Raw genomic sequence first — 13,915 nt, 5'->3', positions numbered from 1 at the left:
TCACGGCGCCAGACCCGCCGCAGCCGGCTTGAACCCGAGACGGACGTTCTCGCAGCATCCCGGACGGCAGACGTCGTACCAGGGCCCGAGCGAGGTGACCGCGGGGCGCTGGTCGAGGGGCACGCCGTCGCGGCGCTCCAGCACCAGGTCGACGAGGCCCTTCACGAAGGTCGCGTGAGTGCCGGGGGTCGGGACGCGGACGGCGACCAGGCCGTGCTCGTCGCTGGTCTCCATGGCCTCGTTGTCGAGGTCCCAGAGCACCTCCATGTGGTCGCTCATGAAGCCGAGCGGCACGATGACGACGGCCTTGACACCGAGCGCCGGGAGTTCGGCGATCCGGTCGTTGATGTCGGGCTCGAGCCAGGGCATCGAGGGCGGCCCGGAACGCGACTGATAGACGAGATCCCACTCGACGGTTCCCCCGGTCGCCGCGTGCGAGACGACCTCGGCCACGGCGAGGTGCTGCGCGGCGTACGCGCCGCCCTCGCCGAAACCGCGCTCGGCGGGACCGGACTTCGCCGCGTCGCTCGACGGGATGGAGTGCGTCGAGAAGAGGATGCGCACCTCCTTCGCCGGGTCGAGGCCCGGCAGCTTCTGCTGCAGCTCGTCGACGGCGGTGCGGACGCCTTCGATGAACGGCTCGACGAAGCCGGGGTGGTCGAAGAACTGGCGCACTTTGTCGATCTCGATGCGGCCGAGCAGACCGGTCGACTCGAGGGCGGCGGCGTAATCCTCGCGGTACTGGCGGCAGCTCGAGTACGACGAGTAGGCGCTCGTGGCGATCGCGATCAACTTGGTGAAGCCGCGCTCGTCCGCCTCACGGAGCGCGTCGGCGAGGTACGGGTCCCAGTTGCGGTTGCCCCACAGCACCGGCAGGTCGATGCCGCGCGAAGCGAGCTCCGCCTCCAGCGCGGCCTTGAGCTCGCGGTTCTGGTCGTTGATGGGGCTGACACCTCCGAAGTGGCGGTAGTGGTGCGCCACCTCCTCCAGGCGCTCCTCCGGGATGCCGCGGCCGCGCGTCACGTTGCGGAGGAACGGGATGACGTCGTCCTGCCCCTCGGGACCGCCGAAGCCGGCGAGCAGGATCGCATCGTACGCGACCGGCTCGGTCACGTGTTCGGGACCGGAGGCGGCGGCGGGGGTGGCGCCCAGGACCCGCTGGGCGGTCTGCGCCTCGGTCACTGCAGGACCTCCACGACCTCGGCCGGCTCGATGCGGCGGCCGGTGAAGAACGGCACCTCTTCGCGCACGTGGCGGCGCGCCTCGGTGTAGCGGAGCTCGCGCATCATGTCGACGAGATCGGTCAGCTCGTCGGCCTCCATCGGCAGGATCCACTCGTAGTCGCCGAGCGCGAACGATGCGACGGTGTTGGCGATGACCGAGCGGAACGCGGCGCCCTTGCGGCCGTGGTCCGCGAGCATCTTGGACCGCTCCTCGTCGGGCAGCAGGTACCACTCGTAGCTGCGGACGAACGGGTAGACGGTGAGCCAGCCCTTGGGAGCGATGCCGCGCAGGAAGCCGGGGACGTGCGCCTTGTTGAACTCGGCGTCACGGTGGACGGCCATCGCATTCCACGTCGGCAGCAGCGCCTTGAACAGGCGGGTGCGGCGCAGCTGGCGAAGGCCCCACTGCAGAGCCTCGGCCTCGGGGCCGTGCAGCCAGATCATGATGTCGGCGTCGGCGCGCAGGCCGGAGACGTCGTAGAGGCCGCGGGTGGTCACACCCTGGAGTTCGATGTCGGCGATCACGCCTTCGAGCTCTTCGACGGCCTTCGGCACATCCGTGCCGTCGAGATCGTCGGGGCGGGCGGGGTCGCGGCGCAGCACAGCCCAGAGGGTGAAGCCGGTCGGGTTGTCGCTGGGGGTTTCGGGGGCGGACGACTCTGCCGGAGCGGCAGCCGGGGTACTCATACCCACAGTCTCCCTCTGAAAGCTGGGAAGGCCAAAAACGGGACCGCCGCTCACCTTCGGATCAGGCTGACGATGCCCCACACCGCACCCGCCAGGGCGACGGCGGCACCGGCGACGATGGCGACGAGGGCGGTCGGGTTCTCCTTGCGGAGGCGGTCGATGCGCTCCGAGGCGCGCTTGGGCACGTTCAGCTTGTACTCGATCGCCTCCACGGTCGCGGCCAGCTCGGCCCGCGCCCGGTCGACGTCGCTGCGGTCAGTTGTCATACTTGCCCAGTCCCTTCAGCGCGTCGGTGTCCTGCTTGATGGAGTCGATGGTCTGCGACGGTGCCACGCCATCCATCTTCTTGAAGGAGCGGACGCCGATGAGCGCCAGCACCACGGCGATGACGACGAGAGCGCCGAACACGATCAGCGCGGCCGCCCAGGCGGGGAGCGCGACGGCGATCCCGAGGATGGCGGCCGCGATCAGCGCGCCGAGCCCGTAGAACAGCAGCAGCGCGGCGGCCGCTAGGAGCCCCATGCCGACACCGGCATGCTTCGCCTTCTCGGCGAGCTCCGCCTTGAGGTGGTTCAACTCCGCCGTGAACAGCCCGACGATCAGCTTCGGCAGGTCGGTGACCAGCTGCGCGAGGGACTTCGCCCGTGCGCCTTCAACCTGCTCCCGGTCTGTCATCGCGTCTCCCCTCGTCGCTTCCGTACAGTACCCCTGTCAGGAGGCCGGGTTGTTGCGTCCGTTTCCGGCGGCGATCGCGGCCTCCGCGGCGGGCGACGGATACGGTGCGCGCGCCTCGCGCCGCCGGTCGTTCGCCTGCACGACGAGCCTCTTGATCGTGATGTAGACGGTCTCGGGGAACTCGCCCACCTTCTCGGAGACGAAGTCCTGCGCGGAGTGCACCTGCTTCTGCACGGCCGGCGACTCCCACACCTTCGCGGCCGCGGCCTTGATCTGCTCGTACCGCTGGCGCCCCGCGCGGGCGCCGAGCACGTAGCCCACCGCCGCCCCGGTGACGAAGAGGATCTTGCCGCGCATTCCGTCTCCTATCGGTCAGTCCGTCTGAGGTGGATCCCCGGCGTCCGCGTGGAGTGCTTCCGTGAGAGCCCTCCACCGCAGCCCGCGCACGCGCTCCGCCGTGCGGCGGGCATCCGGGATGACGGAGGCGAGGCCTGTTCCGGTCAGCCAGGACCCGGTGACCTCGAGACCCTCGACACCGTCGACCTCGGTGCGGACCCGCTGGATGCGTTCCCGCTGCCCCACTGTCGCATACGGCAGGGCGTTCGTCCAGGGGGTGCGGGCGAAAGCGGTCACGGCGGATTCCGCGAGCGGAATATTGAGGAGCCGCGACACGTCGGCCACCGCCTGGGCGCGCAGTTCGGCGTCGCCGAGGGCGATCGTCTCGGCCGGCCGCCCGGCGCGGCCGTAGGACAGCCGGACGACGTGACGGCCGGCTCCCGCCGCCTCGGCGACCCACGCCCACTTGGCGCTGGAGTGGGTCATCGCCTTGGCGCGCACGTCGGCGCCGGGCACATCGGCGACGAGCACGCCGGTGCCGACGGGGGTCGAGGCGAGCCGGTCGTCGTCGATCAGCAGTGTGACCAGCTCGACGCTGGAGGCGGGCGGCCAGTCCAGGTCGCGCAGGGCGGCCAGGGGTGCGTCCAGCGTTGCAAGCAGGTCGAGGGAGGCATCTGCCGGCGAGGTCAGCGCGACCGCGTCCGCCACGAGTTCCTCGCCGTCGGCCAGGCGCACCATCCAGCGGCCCGGACGCTGCTCGAGATCGGCGTCCTCGGAGGGCGTCCAGGGCTCGATCGCGGTGACCGGAGCATCCGTCCGCACCACGCCCCCGCGCGCCTCGATGTCTGCGGCGAGCGACCGGGGCAGCCGCCACATCCCACCGCGGATCCCGCCAACGGCACTGCCCGCCTTCGACGCCGACCGCAACTCGCCGACCGCGCCGGACAGCGAACCCAGCCGCGTCAGCGCCGCGTTGAGTCCGGGCGCCACCACCTCGACGTCGAGATCATCGGGCGAGGCCGAGTACACGCCGGTCGCGACCGGGGCGACCAGGAGGTCGAGCACCGCCCGGCCCATCCGCTTGCGGACGAGCGTGCCGAGACTCCGCTCCTGGCCGATCTTGAGCACCGGGATGAGGCGGTCCAGGTACGCGCGGAACGCACCGCGCGCGCCAATCGCGGCGACGACATCCTTCGCCAGCGGAGAGCTCGGGATGCCGAGCAGCCCGGCCTTGGGCAGCGGCACCGAACGCGAGCCGTGACGGACCCACGCGCCGGACGGATTCGGCTCCACGACGTCGTCGTCGAGGCCGAGATCGTGCAGCAGTTCGGCGACGTGGCCGCCGCGGGTCGCGAAGCTCTCCGCGCCGGCATCGAGCGTCATCCCGCTCAGTTCGAGCGGTGCGACGCTGCCGCCCACCCGCGAGGATGCGTCCAGCAGCGTGACCTCGAAGCCGGGCCGTGCGCACTCCCGCGCGACGACCAGCCCGGACATCCCGCCTCCGATGACGACGACCCGCGTCGGAGGCGCTTCGACGACGTGCCGGATCTCCTCGCCCAGATCGTCGACCGGGTCGGGACCGTCACCGGGGAGGATCGGCTCGTCGCTCATTCGGGACGCCACCCGTGCACCAGCTCGACCACGCGGGTCAGCACGGTGGGGTCGGTCTCCGGCGGCACGCCGTGCCCGAGGTTGAGCACGTGCGCCGGCGCCTCGCGGCCGCGGTCGAGCACGTCGCGGACGTGCGCCTCGAGCACCGGCCACGGGGCATCCAGCATCGCCGGGTCGACGTTGCCCTGCACCGGCACCACATGCCCGAGGCGGCGGCTGGCCTCGTCGAGGGGGATGCGGTAGTCGACGCCGACCGCGTCCGCGCCCACCTCGTGCATCGCCTTGAGGAGCTCGCCGGTCCCGACGCCGAAGTGAACGAGAGGCACGTTGCGCACGCGGTCGTGGATGGCCGGCTCGGGGGCGTCGGCGGGGGTCTCGTCCTGCAGACCGTAGTCGAGGTCACGGACGTGCGAGAGCGCACGGGCGGAGGCGGGCGCGACGTGGGCCGCGTAGTCATGCAGCGAGAGCGAGCCCGCCCACGAGTCGAACAGCTGCGCGGCGCTGGCCCCGGCGAGCACCTGCGCGCGCAGGAAGGCCCCGGAGATGTCGGCCGTCCACGCCATGAGGCGCGACCACGCCTCCGGATCGGCGTGCATCAGCGTGCGGGCGCGGATGTGGTCCTTCGACGGACCGCCCTCGACCAGGTACGCGGCGAGCGTGAACGGCGCACCGGCGAAGCCGATCAGCGGCGTCCGGTCCAGCTCGGCGATCGTCAGCCGGACCGCCTCCTGGATGGGCGCGAACACGTCGTCGCCCAGCGAGGCGGGGTCCATCGCGGTGAGGCGGTCGACGTCGGCGGCGGTGCGCACCGGCTGCGCGAAGACGGGCCCCTTGCCGGGAACGATCTCGACATCCACACCGGCCAGCTTGAGCGGCACGACGATGTCGCTGAAGAAGATGCCGGCATCCACACCGTGCCTGCGGACGGGCTGCAGCGTGATCTCGCTGGCCATCGCGGGGTCGAGGCACGCATCCAGCATGCGAGTTCCCACACGGAGCTCGCGGTACTCCGGGAGCGACCGGCCGGCCTGGCGCATGAACCAGACGGGGACGAGTTCGCGGCGCTCCCCTGGTAGGCCCGGACGAGCGGGCTGGAGGAGGTACGCCCGGAGGCGAGGGGATGCTCGGGTGCGAGGGTGGTCACCCCACGATTCTGCCAGGGCGCCGCCTGACAAGCGGCTGGGCTGACAGCGGGCTGAGCGCCCGATTCGAGGATGGCCGGACGCGAGCGTAGGCTTTCATGCGTGCTTCTGTGCTTCTCGTCGAGTCACCGTACGGCGGACTTCGACCTCCTGGAACGGCTCGAGCGTCACGCTCCGGCCATCACGGCCGCACTCGCAGAGCACAGCGACATCGTCGCCGGTTCCGTCGTCCTGGCGACCTGCAACCGGTTCGAGGCGTACCTCGACATCGACGAGCCGCTTCCCGCCGCTCGCGCCGTCTCGGCCGAGGCCGTCTTGGATGCCGTGAGCGGCGCTTCCGGGATCGACGCCGACACCCTTCGCTCCGCGAGCTCGGTCTACAGCGACCACGCGGTCGCAGAGCACCTCTTCGCCGTCACCAGCGGACTCGAGTCCGTGGTCGTCGGCGAGGGCGAGATCGCCGGCCAGGTGCGCCGGGCGCTCGAGACGGCGCGCTCCACGGGATCCGTGACCAGCGAGCTGGAGCGCCTCTTCCAGGTCGCCTCGCGCACCTCGCGCGGCGTCAAGAACCGCACCGGGATCATGACCGCCGGCCGTTCGATGGTCCGGCTCGCTCTCGACCTGGCCGAGAGCCGGGTCAGCGACTGGGCGCAGACCCGCGTGCTGCTCGTCGGCACCGGCAAGTACGCCGGCGCGAGCCTCGCCGCCCTCCGCGACCGCGGCGTGACAGACGTCCGGGTGTACTCCCCTCCGGCCGCGCGCCCAAGTTCGCGGCCTCGCACGACATCGCCGCGGTGCCCGCCGACGGGCTCCTGGATGCGCTGGCGGAGAGCGACCTCGTCGTCACCTGCTCCGCGGTCACCGACTACGTGCTCACCCGTCCGCTCCTCGCCGAGGCGCTCGAGCTGCCCGGTGCGGCCGAGCGCCGGCTCGTGATCGACCTGGGCCTGCCGCGCAACGTCGACCCCGCCGTTGCCGAGTTCGCCGGCGTCGAACTCCTCGACCTCGAGACGATCAGCATCCACGCGCCGCTGGAGGAGCTGCACGCGGCGGACGACGCCCGGAGCATCGTGGATGCGGCGGCCGCCGAGTACCGCGCACGCAGCGCCGAGCAGGCGGTCACCCCCGCGCTGGTCGCCCTCCGCAAGCACGTGTTCGACGTGCTGGATGCGGAGATCGAGCGTGCGCGCGGCCGCGGCGACGCCAGCGACCAGACGGAGGCGGCGCTGCGTCACCTCGCCGGCGTGCTGCTGCACACCCCCTCGGTCCGGGCCCGAGAGCTCGCGCGCCAGGGCGAGGCGCAATCGTTCATCGACGGCGCCGCGGCCCTCTTCGGCGTCGACATCGAGGCCGAAGCCGCCGGCCGCCCGCACCTCTCCGCCGTGGACGACGCGTCCGCTGCATCCTGATCCCGACTGAAGGAGCGACCGTGAGCGACGAAGCCACCACGACCGTCGTCGAGCCGCATGGCGCGACCAACCTCCCGTACGCCGCCGAGCAGCTGCGCACCGAGCGCCTCCTGCTCCGTCCGCTGAACACCGGCGACCTGGAGGACGTGCACGCCTACCAGAAGCTGAAGGACGTCGTCCGGTACCTCTACTGGGAGGTGCACGACCACGACGAGTCCGCCGAGCACCTGCGCAAGCGCATCGCGATGAACCGCCTCGCCGAGAACGGCGACGGCATCGTCTTCGCGGTCGAGCTGGCCGAGACCGAGGGCGGCGGGCCCGGGCGGGTGATCGGCGACATCAGCCTGTTCCTCAAGAACGCGACGTGGGGCAAGTTCGAGATGGGATGGGTCTTCCACCCCGCCGTGCACGGTCGCGGCTACGCGACCGAGGCCGCCCAGCGCGTCCTCGAGCTGTGCTTCGACACCCTGGGCGCGCACCGCGTCTTCGCCCAGCTCGACGCCCGAAACGACGCCTCCGCCCGGCTCTGCGAGCGCCTCGGGATGCGGCAGGAGGCACTGCTGCGCGAGACGGAGATCTTCAAAGGCGAGTGGTCGGACACCGCGGTGTACGCGATCCTCGAGCAGGAGTTCCGGGCGGCCGCCGAGGCGTAGCGAGGCCGGCGGCTCAATGCAGCGCGCGCATCCTCAGTAGGATGGACGGGTCCCACACACCCGCATCGCACAGGGAGCACCATGGCCGCACCGTCGAGACTGGATTCCGTCATCACGCTGGCGCAGCACCGCGGATTCGTCTTCCCCTCCGGCGAGATCTACGGCGGAACGCGCTCCGCGTGGGATTACGGTCCCCTCGGCGTGGAGCTGAAGGAGAACATCAAGCGCGAGTGGTGGAACGCGTTCGTGCGCGGCCGCGGCGACATGGTGGGACTCGACTCGGCCATCATCCTGCCGACACAGGTGTGGGAGGCATCCGGCCACGTCCAGGTGTTCAGTGACCCGCTCACCGAGTCGCTCATCACCCACAAGCGGTACCGCGCCGACCACCTGTTCGAGGCGTACCAGGCCGAGCACGGCCACCCGCCGGCGAACGGCCTCGACGACATCCCCGACCCGGACCACCCGGACAAGATCGGCCAGTGGACGCCCATCCGCCAGTTCTCGGGCCTCATGAAGACCTTCCTCGGCGTCGTCGACGACGAGTCGGGCCTCCACTACATGCGGCCGGAGACCGCCCAGGGCATCTTCACCGACTTCGGCTCGGTGCTGCAGACCTCGCGCAAGAAGCCGCCGTTCGGCATCGGCCAGATCGGCAAGGCATTCCGCAACGAGATCACGCCGGGCAACTTCATCTTCCGCACCCGCGAGTTCGAGCAGATGGAGATCGAGTACTTCGTCGAGCCCGGCACCGATGAGCAGTGGTTCGACACCTGGATCGACCTGGCCTGGGACTGGTTCACCGAGCTGGGCATCAAGCCGGAGAACATCCGCCGATTCGAGCACCCGAAGGACGCGCTGGCGCACTACTCGAAGCGCACGATCGACATCGAGTACCGCTTCGACTTCGTCGGCAGCGAGTGGGGCGAGCTGATGGGTGTCGCCAACCGCACCGACTTCGACCTGAGGACGCACATCGAGCACTCGGGCAAAGACCTCAGCTACTTCGACCAGAACAAGAACGAGCGCTACGTGCCGTTCGTCATCGAGCCGTCGTTCGGCCTCACCCGCGCGCTGATGGCCTTCCTCGTCGACGCGTACGACGAGGAGCAGGTGCCGAACGCCAAGGGCGGCACGGACAAGCGCACCGTGCTGCACCTCGACCCGCGCCTCGCGCCGGTCAAGGTCGCGGTGCTGCCGCTCTCGCGCAACGAGGCCCTCTCACCGCTGGCCCGCGGCCTCGCCGACCGGCTCCGCAAGCGCCGCAATGTCGACTTCGACGACTCGGGCGCGATCGGCCGCCGCTACCGGCGACAGGATGAGATCGGCACGCCGCTCGCGGTGACGGTCGACTTCGACTCCCTCGAGGACGACGCCGTAACCGTTCGCGACCGCGACTCGATGCAGCAGGAGCGCATCCCGCTCGAGGGCCTCGACCGCTACCTGGCCGAGCGGCTCCGCGAGATCTGACCCGCGCCTCGGCCTAGCGCCGGGCCTCGGCGGTCCGTTGCTCGGCGGCCCGGCGTTCGGCGTCTCTCCTCCGGATCCGGCGCGCGATCAGCAGCCACGCCAGACCGCTGCCGAGGGCGAACAGCAGCTCGAAGAGCAGCAGCGCCCCGCCGGCCGCCGCCTTCTGCCACGGGAGGTGCTGGGCGAGCCAGGTAGCGCCGTTGAACAGCCCGTGCCCGGCCGCGACGGCGAGATAGGCCAGCACGACGCCGATCGTGAGGCGGAAGCGCCCCTTGCGGGCTGCCGCGAAGACCGCCGCCCCGAGAAGCGCCGAGAACACCGGGTGCAGGAACGGGCCGGTCAGCTCGCGCCCCACGACGGTCGCGAGGAACATCCCGAACCCCATCCCGTTGTCCTGGCCGCGGGCGAACGACTCCTGCAGGTATCCGAGGTTCTCGATGACGCTGAACCCGAGCCCGACGGCGCCGCCGACGAACAGGCCGATGCGCGCGTTCTTCACCGGGAGGGTGAGGGCCAGGAGCACGGCAGCCGTCACCTTGAGCAGCTCCTCGACCACGCCGGCGAGCACCAGCGCGAGGCCGCTCGGGTGGGACGCCGTGCCACCGCCGAGCACGTCGATCAGGCTGTTGACGGGCCCGGCCACCAGCGTGGCCCCGAGCCCGCCGACGCCCGCGATGATCACCAGCCGGGATGCGGTCAGCCTGTCGTCCGGCCGGAGCCGGTAGGCCATCGTGTAGAGGATGGCGGCGGCGACGGTGGCCGCACCCGTCATCAGAAGGTACGGCGACAGCACGGCCGGTGCGTCGTCCGACGCGTGCGGCGCGATCGCGTTGAGCAGCAGGCTGAACCCGAACAGCCACACCCAGATGAAGGCGCTGGAGGCGACGAGGATCCACCCGCCGAAGCGACCGATCCACTTGCGCGGCGGCCGCTCCGGCCGCGGGGGCTGCGCCGCCTGCAGCGGGTAGGTGTATCCCGTCCATCCGGCGCCGCTCCACCAGCGCAGCGCGTGCACGTCGGACGGGTCGCCGTACCAGCCGGCCGGCGGCAGGCCCGCGCTCGGCTGCCCGCCCGGCCGTTCGGGATCGGCGGGCTGCTGCGGGGAGGTGGCGAGGGTCACCGGGCCAGCATACGAACGCAGACTGAGTCGCACCTCACCCCTTCCGGGCGTCACGGCGAGCCTCCGCCGGGCCGTCTGAGGGAACTGACATGCTGGCAGCCGAGCACCAGAAGGATCTGCATGCGCTTCACCACCCCGGGCCGCAAGGCCGCCGTGATCGCGGTGCTCGTCGCCGTGAACATCCTGGTGGCGCTGCTCTTCGACGCGCTGCACTCCGAGGCGGTCTCGGTGGTGCTGACGGTGCTCCAGGTGACCGCCTGGTACCTGGTCAGCCGGATGTTCCGTGGACCCGGCGAGCCCGTGCAGGCGGCGCGGCCGTGGTGGCGGATGACGAACCGCCCACTCCTGAGCGGCGTCTTCGCCATCGTTTACGGACTCGTTGCGGTCATCAACATCGGGTTCTCGTTCGCGGGTTTCGGCGGCCTCTCGGGCACGGTGTCGATCCTCGCCGAACTCCTCATGGCCGCCCTCTTCGCGATCTCGTACCGGCGCCTGTCGTCGCTGGCCCACGCGACGGCCTGACCCGTAGGCTGGGCGCATGACGCTCGACTCCGGCATCCGCACCGACGAACTCGACCCCGCCGTCCGCCCCCAGGACGACCTGTTCCGGCACGTCAACGGCAAGTGGCTGGACCGCACCGAGATCCCGTCCGACAAGGCGCGCTGGGGGTCGTTCATGATCCTGGCCGAGCAGTCGGAGGCGGCCGTCCGCGAGATCGTCGAGAAGGCCCAGGATGCGGCGGAGGGCACCGAGGAGCGCAAATTCGGCGACCTCTTCACGAGCTTCATGGATGAGGACCGGGTCGATGCGCTCGGGGTGGAGGCCATCCGCGACGAACTGACGTTCGCCTCGGGCGTCGACAGCATCCCGAGCCTGCTCGAGACGGTGGGCAAGCTGGAGCGTCGCGGCCTCGGCGGCTTCTACCAGCTGTTCGTCGACAACGACCCGGGCGACCCCGAGCGCTACCTCGTCTTCCTCGAGCAGTCCGGGATCTCGCTGCCGGACGAGTCGTATTTCCGCGAGGAGCGGTTCGCCCCGGTCCGTGAGGCGTTCGTCGCGCACATCCAGCGGATGTTCGAGCTCGCCGGGGTAGACGACGCCCCCGACCGCGCGCAGCGCGTCTTCGACCTGGAGACCGCGCTTGCGGCGCAGCACTGGGACAACGTGGCCTCGCGCGACTCCGAGAAGACCTACAACCTGTACGACTGGGCCGACGCCAAGGCCCTCTTCACCGGCGGCGCCGCGGCCGGGCAGGCGGCCGATCTGGAGGTCTGGGCCGACGCGCTGGGCGCGCCCCAGGGCGCACTGGCCGAGGTCGTGCTGCGTCAGCCGTCGTTCACCACCGGACTCGCCGGCCTCCTCACCGAGGACCGCCTCGAGTCGTGGCGGGACTGGCTGACCTGGCAGGTCGTCCACGGCGCGGCGCCGTACCTCTCGGGCGACTTCGTGGAGGCCAACTTCGACTTCTACGGCCGCACTCTGACCGGAACCCCGGAAATGCGGGCCCGCTGGAAGCGCGGCGTCTCGCTCGTCGAGGGCGCCATGGGCGAGGCGGTCGGCCGCATCTACGTCGAGCAGCACTTCCCGCCGGCGGCCAAGGAGCGGATGGATGCGCTGGTCGCCAACCTGATCGAGGCTTACCGCCAGAGCATCCGCACCCTCGACTGGATGGGCGAGCAGACGCGTGACCGCGCCCTCGACAAGCTGGAGAAGTTCACGCCGAAGATCGGCTACCCGGTCAAGTGGCGCGACTACTCCAGCCTCGAGATCGACCCCACCGACCTGGTCGGCAACGTCCGCGCCGCCGCGCTGTTCGAGTTCAACCGCGAGCTGGGCAAGATCGGCAAGCCGATCGACCGCGACGAGTGGTTCATGACGCCGCAGACGATCAACGCCTACTACAACCCGGGCTTCAACGAGATCGTGTTCCCGGCCGCCATCCTGCAGTTCCCGTTCTTCGACGCCGACCGGGACGCCGCTGCCAACTACGGCGCGATCGGCGCCGTCATCGGCCACGAGATCGGCCACGGGTTCGACGACCAGGGGTCGAAGTTCGACGGCGACGGACGGCTCGAGGACTGGTGGACGGAGGCCGACCGGAAGGCGTTCGAGAAGCGCACCGCGAGCCTCATCGAGCAGTACAACGCACTCGCTCCGGAGCAGGTGCCCGACCACCACGTGAACGGCGCCCTGACGATCGGCGAGAACATCGGCGACCTGGGCGGCCTCGGCATCGCCTGGAAGGCGTACCTGCTGTCGCTGAACGGCGAAGAGCCTCCCGTGATCGACGGGCTGACCGGCGCAGAGCGGTTCTTCCTGTCGTGGGCGCAGGCCTGGCAGCAGAAGGGACGCGATGAGGAGGTCATCCGCCTGCTCGCGATCGACCCGCACTCGCCGAACGAGTTCCGCTGCAACCAGATCGTGCGCAACATCGACGCCTTCTACGACACCTTCCAGGTCGGCGAAGGCGACCGGCTCTGGCTCGCTCCCGCCGAGCGGGTCACCATCTGGTAGCTCGACCGTTCTCAGAACTCGTGCGTTCTGCCCCCCGACCACGGGGTAACATCGTCCCTATCGTCCACGCGGCCACCCTCGCACGGACGACGGCGGAGCCGGGGAGGGGCGCCGCGATTCCGGTAGAACCGACTCGGAAGAAAGACCTAGCGACACCGTGACGATCCAGGCCCAAGAGTCCGCCCGCCGGGCGCGGCAGGCGGCGAGCCGCCGAGGTCGTCACCGCGCGGCCGGACCGACCGAGACCTTCAGTCGCGGATTCGACGCGCTCGGCCGGCTGGCCGTCTCGGGCGTCCAGGTGTCCGCGCGCGCCACCGACCTCTCGACCGGCGCGGTGCTGTTCTCCGTCGACGACCACGTGGTCATGCCGACGGCGAGCATCGGCAAGGTGCTGCTGCTCGTGGAGGTCGCGGCCCGGCTCCAGTCGGGTCAGCTGAGCCCTCTTGCGCATCTCGACCGCGACCCGCGGGACATCGCCGGCGAGTCCGGCATCTGGCACCACCTCCACGTTCCGTCGCTGCCCATCGCCGACCTGGCCGCCCTGGTGGGCGCCACCAGCGACAACCTGGCGACGAACGTCCTCCTCCGCCGGGTGGGGCTGGAGGCGGTGAGCGCCCGCACCGAGTCGCTCGGCCTCACCCGCACCGCCCTGCTCGACCTGGTGCGCGACCACCGCGGACCGGACGACGCCCCGCAACTCTCCGTCGGGAGCGCCAACGAGCTCACCTGGCTGTTCTCGGCGCTGGCCCGAGGCGAGATCGTCAACCCGGCGACCAGCCAGCGGGTGATCTCGTGGCTGTCCCTCAACAGCGACTTCTCGCTCGTCTCCAGCGCCTTCGGGCTCGACCCGCACTCACACCGGCACCCGGAGCACGGCATCCTGCTCGTCAACAAGACCGGCACCGACGCCGGCGTGCGCAGCGAGGTCGGAGTGCTCCGCGGTCCGCGAGCGGGCGTCACCTACGCGGTGTCGACGTACTTCGACGACACGAGCCTGCCGGAGCGGCTGGCGGTCATCGACGGCATGCGCTCGGTCGGCCTCGACCTGCTCGAGTACGTCTTCTGACCCCTCAG

Annotated in this window: 12 protein-coding genes and 2 pseudogenes; 6 read left to right on the top strand and 8 right to left on the bottom strand. The window is 70.8% G+C overall.

Features of this window, described 5'->3' with window-relative positions:
• The 7 genes and pseudogenes from ACQ86M_RS16530 to hemE all read right to left on the bottom strand — a co-directional run bounded on the left by ACQ86M_RS16530 (position 1) and on the right by hemE (position 5,676).
• Entirely contained in the window at positions 1 to 1,182 is a 1,182-nt protein-coding gene (locus ACQ86M_RS16530) for a ferrochelatase (protein ID WP_431246219.1), read from the bottom strand.
• On the bottom strand, positions 1,179 to 1,910 hold the full coding sequence (gene hemQ, locus ACQ86M_RS16525) for a hydrogen peroxide-dependent heme synthase (protein ID WP_431246218.1): 732 nt from the start codon (positions 1,908 to 1,910) through the stop codon (positions 1,179 to 1,181). The genes ACQ86M_RS16530 and hemQ overlap by 4 nt, the downstream gene beginning before the upstream one ends.
• Before the next feature lie 50 nt (positions 1,911 to 1,960).
• Positions 1,961 to 2,176, bottom strand: coding sequence for a DUF3618 domain-containing protein (locus tag ACQ86M_RS16520; protein ID WP_431246217.1), 216 nt, complete (start codon positions 2,174 to 2,176; stop codon positions 1,961 to 1,963).
• On the bottom strand, positions 2,166 to 2,585 hold the full coding sequence (locus ACQ86M_RS16515) for a phage holin family protein (RefSeq protein ID WP_431246216.1): 420 nt from the start codon (positions 2,583 to 2,585) through the stop codon (positions 2,166 to 2,168). The genes ACQ86M_RS16520 and ACQ86M_RS16515 overlap by 11 nt, the downstream gene beginning before the upstream one ends.
• Before the next feature lie 36 nt (positions 2,586 to 2,621).
• A complete protein-coding gene (locus ACQ86M_RS16510) occupies positions 2,622 to 2,942 on the bottom strand; it encodes a hypothetical protein (RefSeq protein WP_431219686.1) in 321 nt (106 codons plus the stop codon).
• A 15-nt stretch (positions 2,943 to 2,957) separates the two neighbouring features.
• Positions 2,958 to 4,532 carry a protoporphyrinogen oxidase gene (hemG, locus tag ACQ86M_RS16505; RefSeq protein WP_431246215.1) on the bottom strand — a complete coding sequence of 525 codons (1,575 nt, stop codon included), beginning with the start codon at positions 4,530 to 4,532 and terminating at the stop codon, positions 2,958 to 2,960.
• Positions 4,529 to 5,676: pseudogene (gene hemE, locus ACQ86M_RS16500) on the bottom strand (uroporphyrinogen decarboxylase). Before hemE ends, hemG begins: the two are co-directional and overlap by 4 nt.
• Positions 5,677 to 5,776: 100 nt before the next feature.
• On the opposite strand from hemE, the pseudogene ACQ86M_RS16495 reads away from it, so the two are divergent.
• The 3 genes and pseudogenes from ACQ86M_RS16495 to ACQ86M_RS16485 all read left to right on the top strand — a co-directional run bounded on the left by ACQ86M_RS16495 (position 5,777) and on the right by ACQ86M_RS16485 (position 9,206).
• A pseudogene (locus ACQ86M_RS16495) lies at positions 5,777 to 7,083 on the top strand (glutamyl-tRNA reductase).
• Between the two features lie 20 nt (positions 7,084 to 7,103).
• Entirely contained in the window at positions 7,104 to 7,736 is a 633-nt protein-coding gene (locus ACQ86M_RS16490) for a GNAT family N-acetyltransferase (protein WP_431219684.1), read from the top strand.
• An 81-nt stretch (positions 7,737 to 7,817) separates the two neighbouring features.
• Positions 7,818 to 9,206, top strand: a complete 1,389-nt coding sequence (locus tag ACQ86M_RS16485; RefSeq protein WP_431246214.1) for a glycine--tRNA ligase — start codon at positions 7,818 to 7,820, stop codon at positions 9,204 to 9,206.
• A 13-nt stretch (positions 9,207 to 9,219) separates the two neighbouring features.
• Here the strand turns inward: ACQ86M_RS16485 and ACQ86M_RS16480 are convergent, their stop codons facing one another.
• Entirely contained in the window at positions 9,220 to 10,326 is a 1,107-nt protein-coding gene (locus ACQ86M_RS16480; RefSeq protein ID WP_431246213.1) for a PrsW family glutamic-type intramembrane protease, read from the bottom strand.
• A gap of 120 nt (positions 10,327 to 10,446) precedes the next feature.
• Here ACQ86M_RS16480 and ACQ86M_RS16475 point away from each other — a divergent pair, with 120 nt between their 5' ends.
• The 3 genes from ACQ86M_RS16475 to ACQ86M_RS16465 all read left to right on the top strand — a co-directional run bounded on the left by ACQ86M_RS16475 (position 10,447) and on the right by ACQ86M_RS16465 (position 13,907).
• A complete protein-coding gene (locus ACQ86M_RS16475; protein ID WP_431246212.1) occupies positions 10,447 to 10,848 on the top strand; it encodes a hypothetical protein in 402 nt (133 codons plus the stop codon).
• A 16-nt stretch (positions 10,849 to 10,864) separates the two neighbouring features.
• A complete protein-coding gene (locus tag ACQ86M_RS16470; protein WP_431246211.1) occupies positions 10,865 to 12,841 on the top strand; it encodes a M13 family metallopeptidase in 1,977 nt (658 codons plus the stop codon).
• Between the two features lie 157 nt (positions 12,842 to 12,998).
• Positions 12,999 to 13,907, top strand: a complete 909-nt coding sequence (locus ACQ86M_RS16465; protein ID WP_431219680.1) for a serine hydrolase — start codon at positions 12,999 to 13,001, stop codon at positions 13,905 to 13,907.
• Positions 13,908 to 13,915: the final 8 nt, after the last annotated feature.

Source organism: Leifsonia xyli subsp. cynodontis (genome assembly GCF_050632205.1).
GTDB classification, from domain to species: Bacteria; Actinomycetota; Actinomycetes; order Actinomycetales; family Microbacteriaceae; genus Leifsonia; species Leifsonia xyli_D.
The sequence above is the reverse complement of the archived record's forward strand: the minus strand, read 5'-3'. Positions and strand labels throughout refer to the sequence as shown.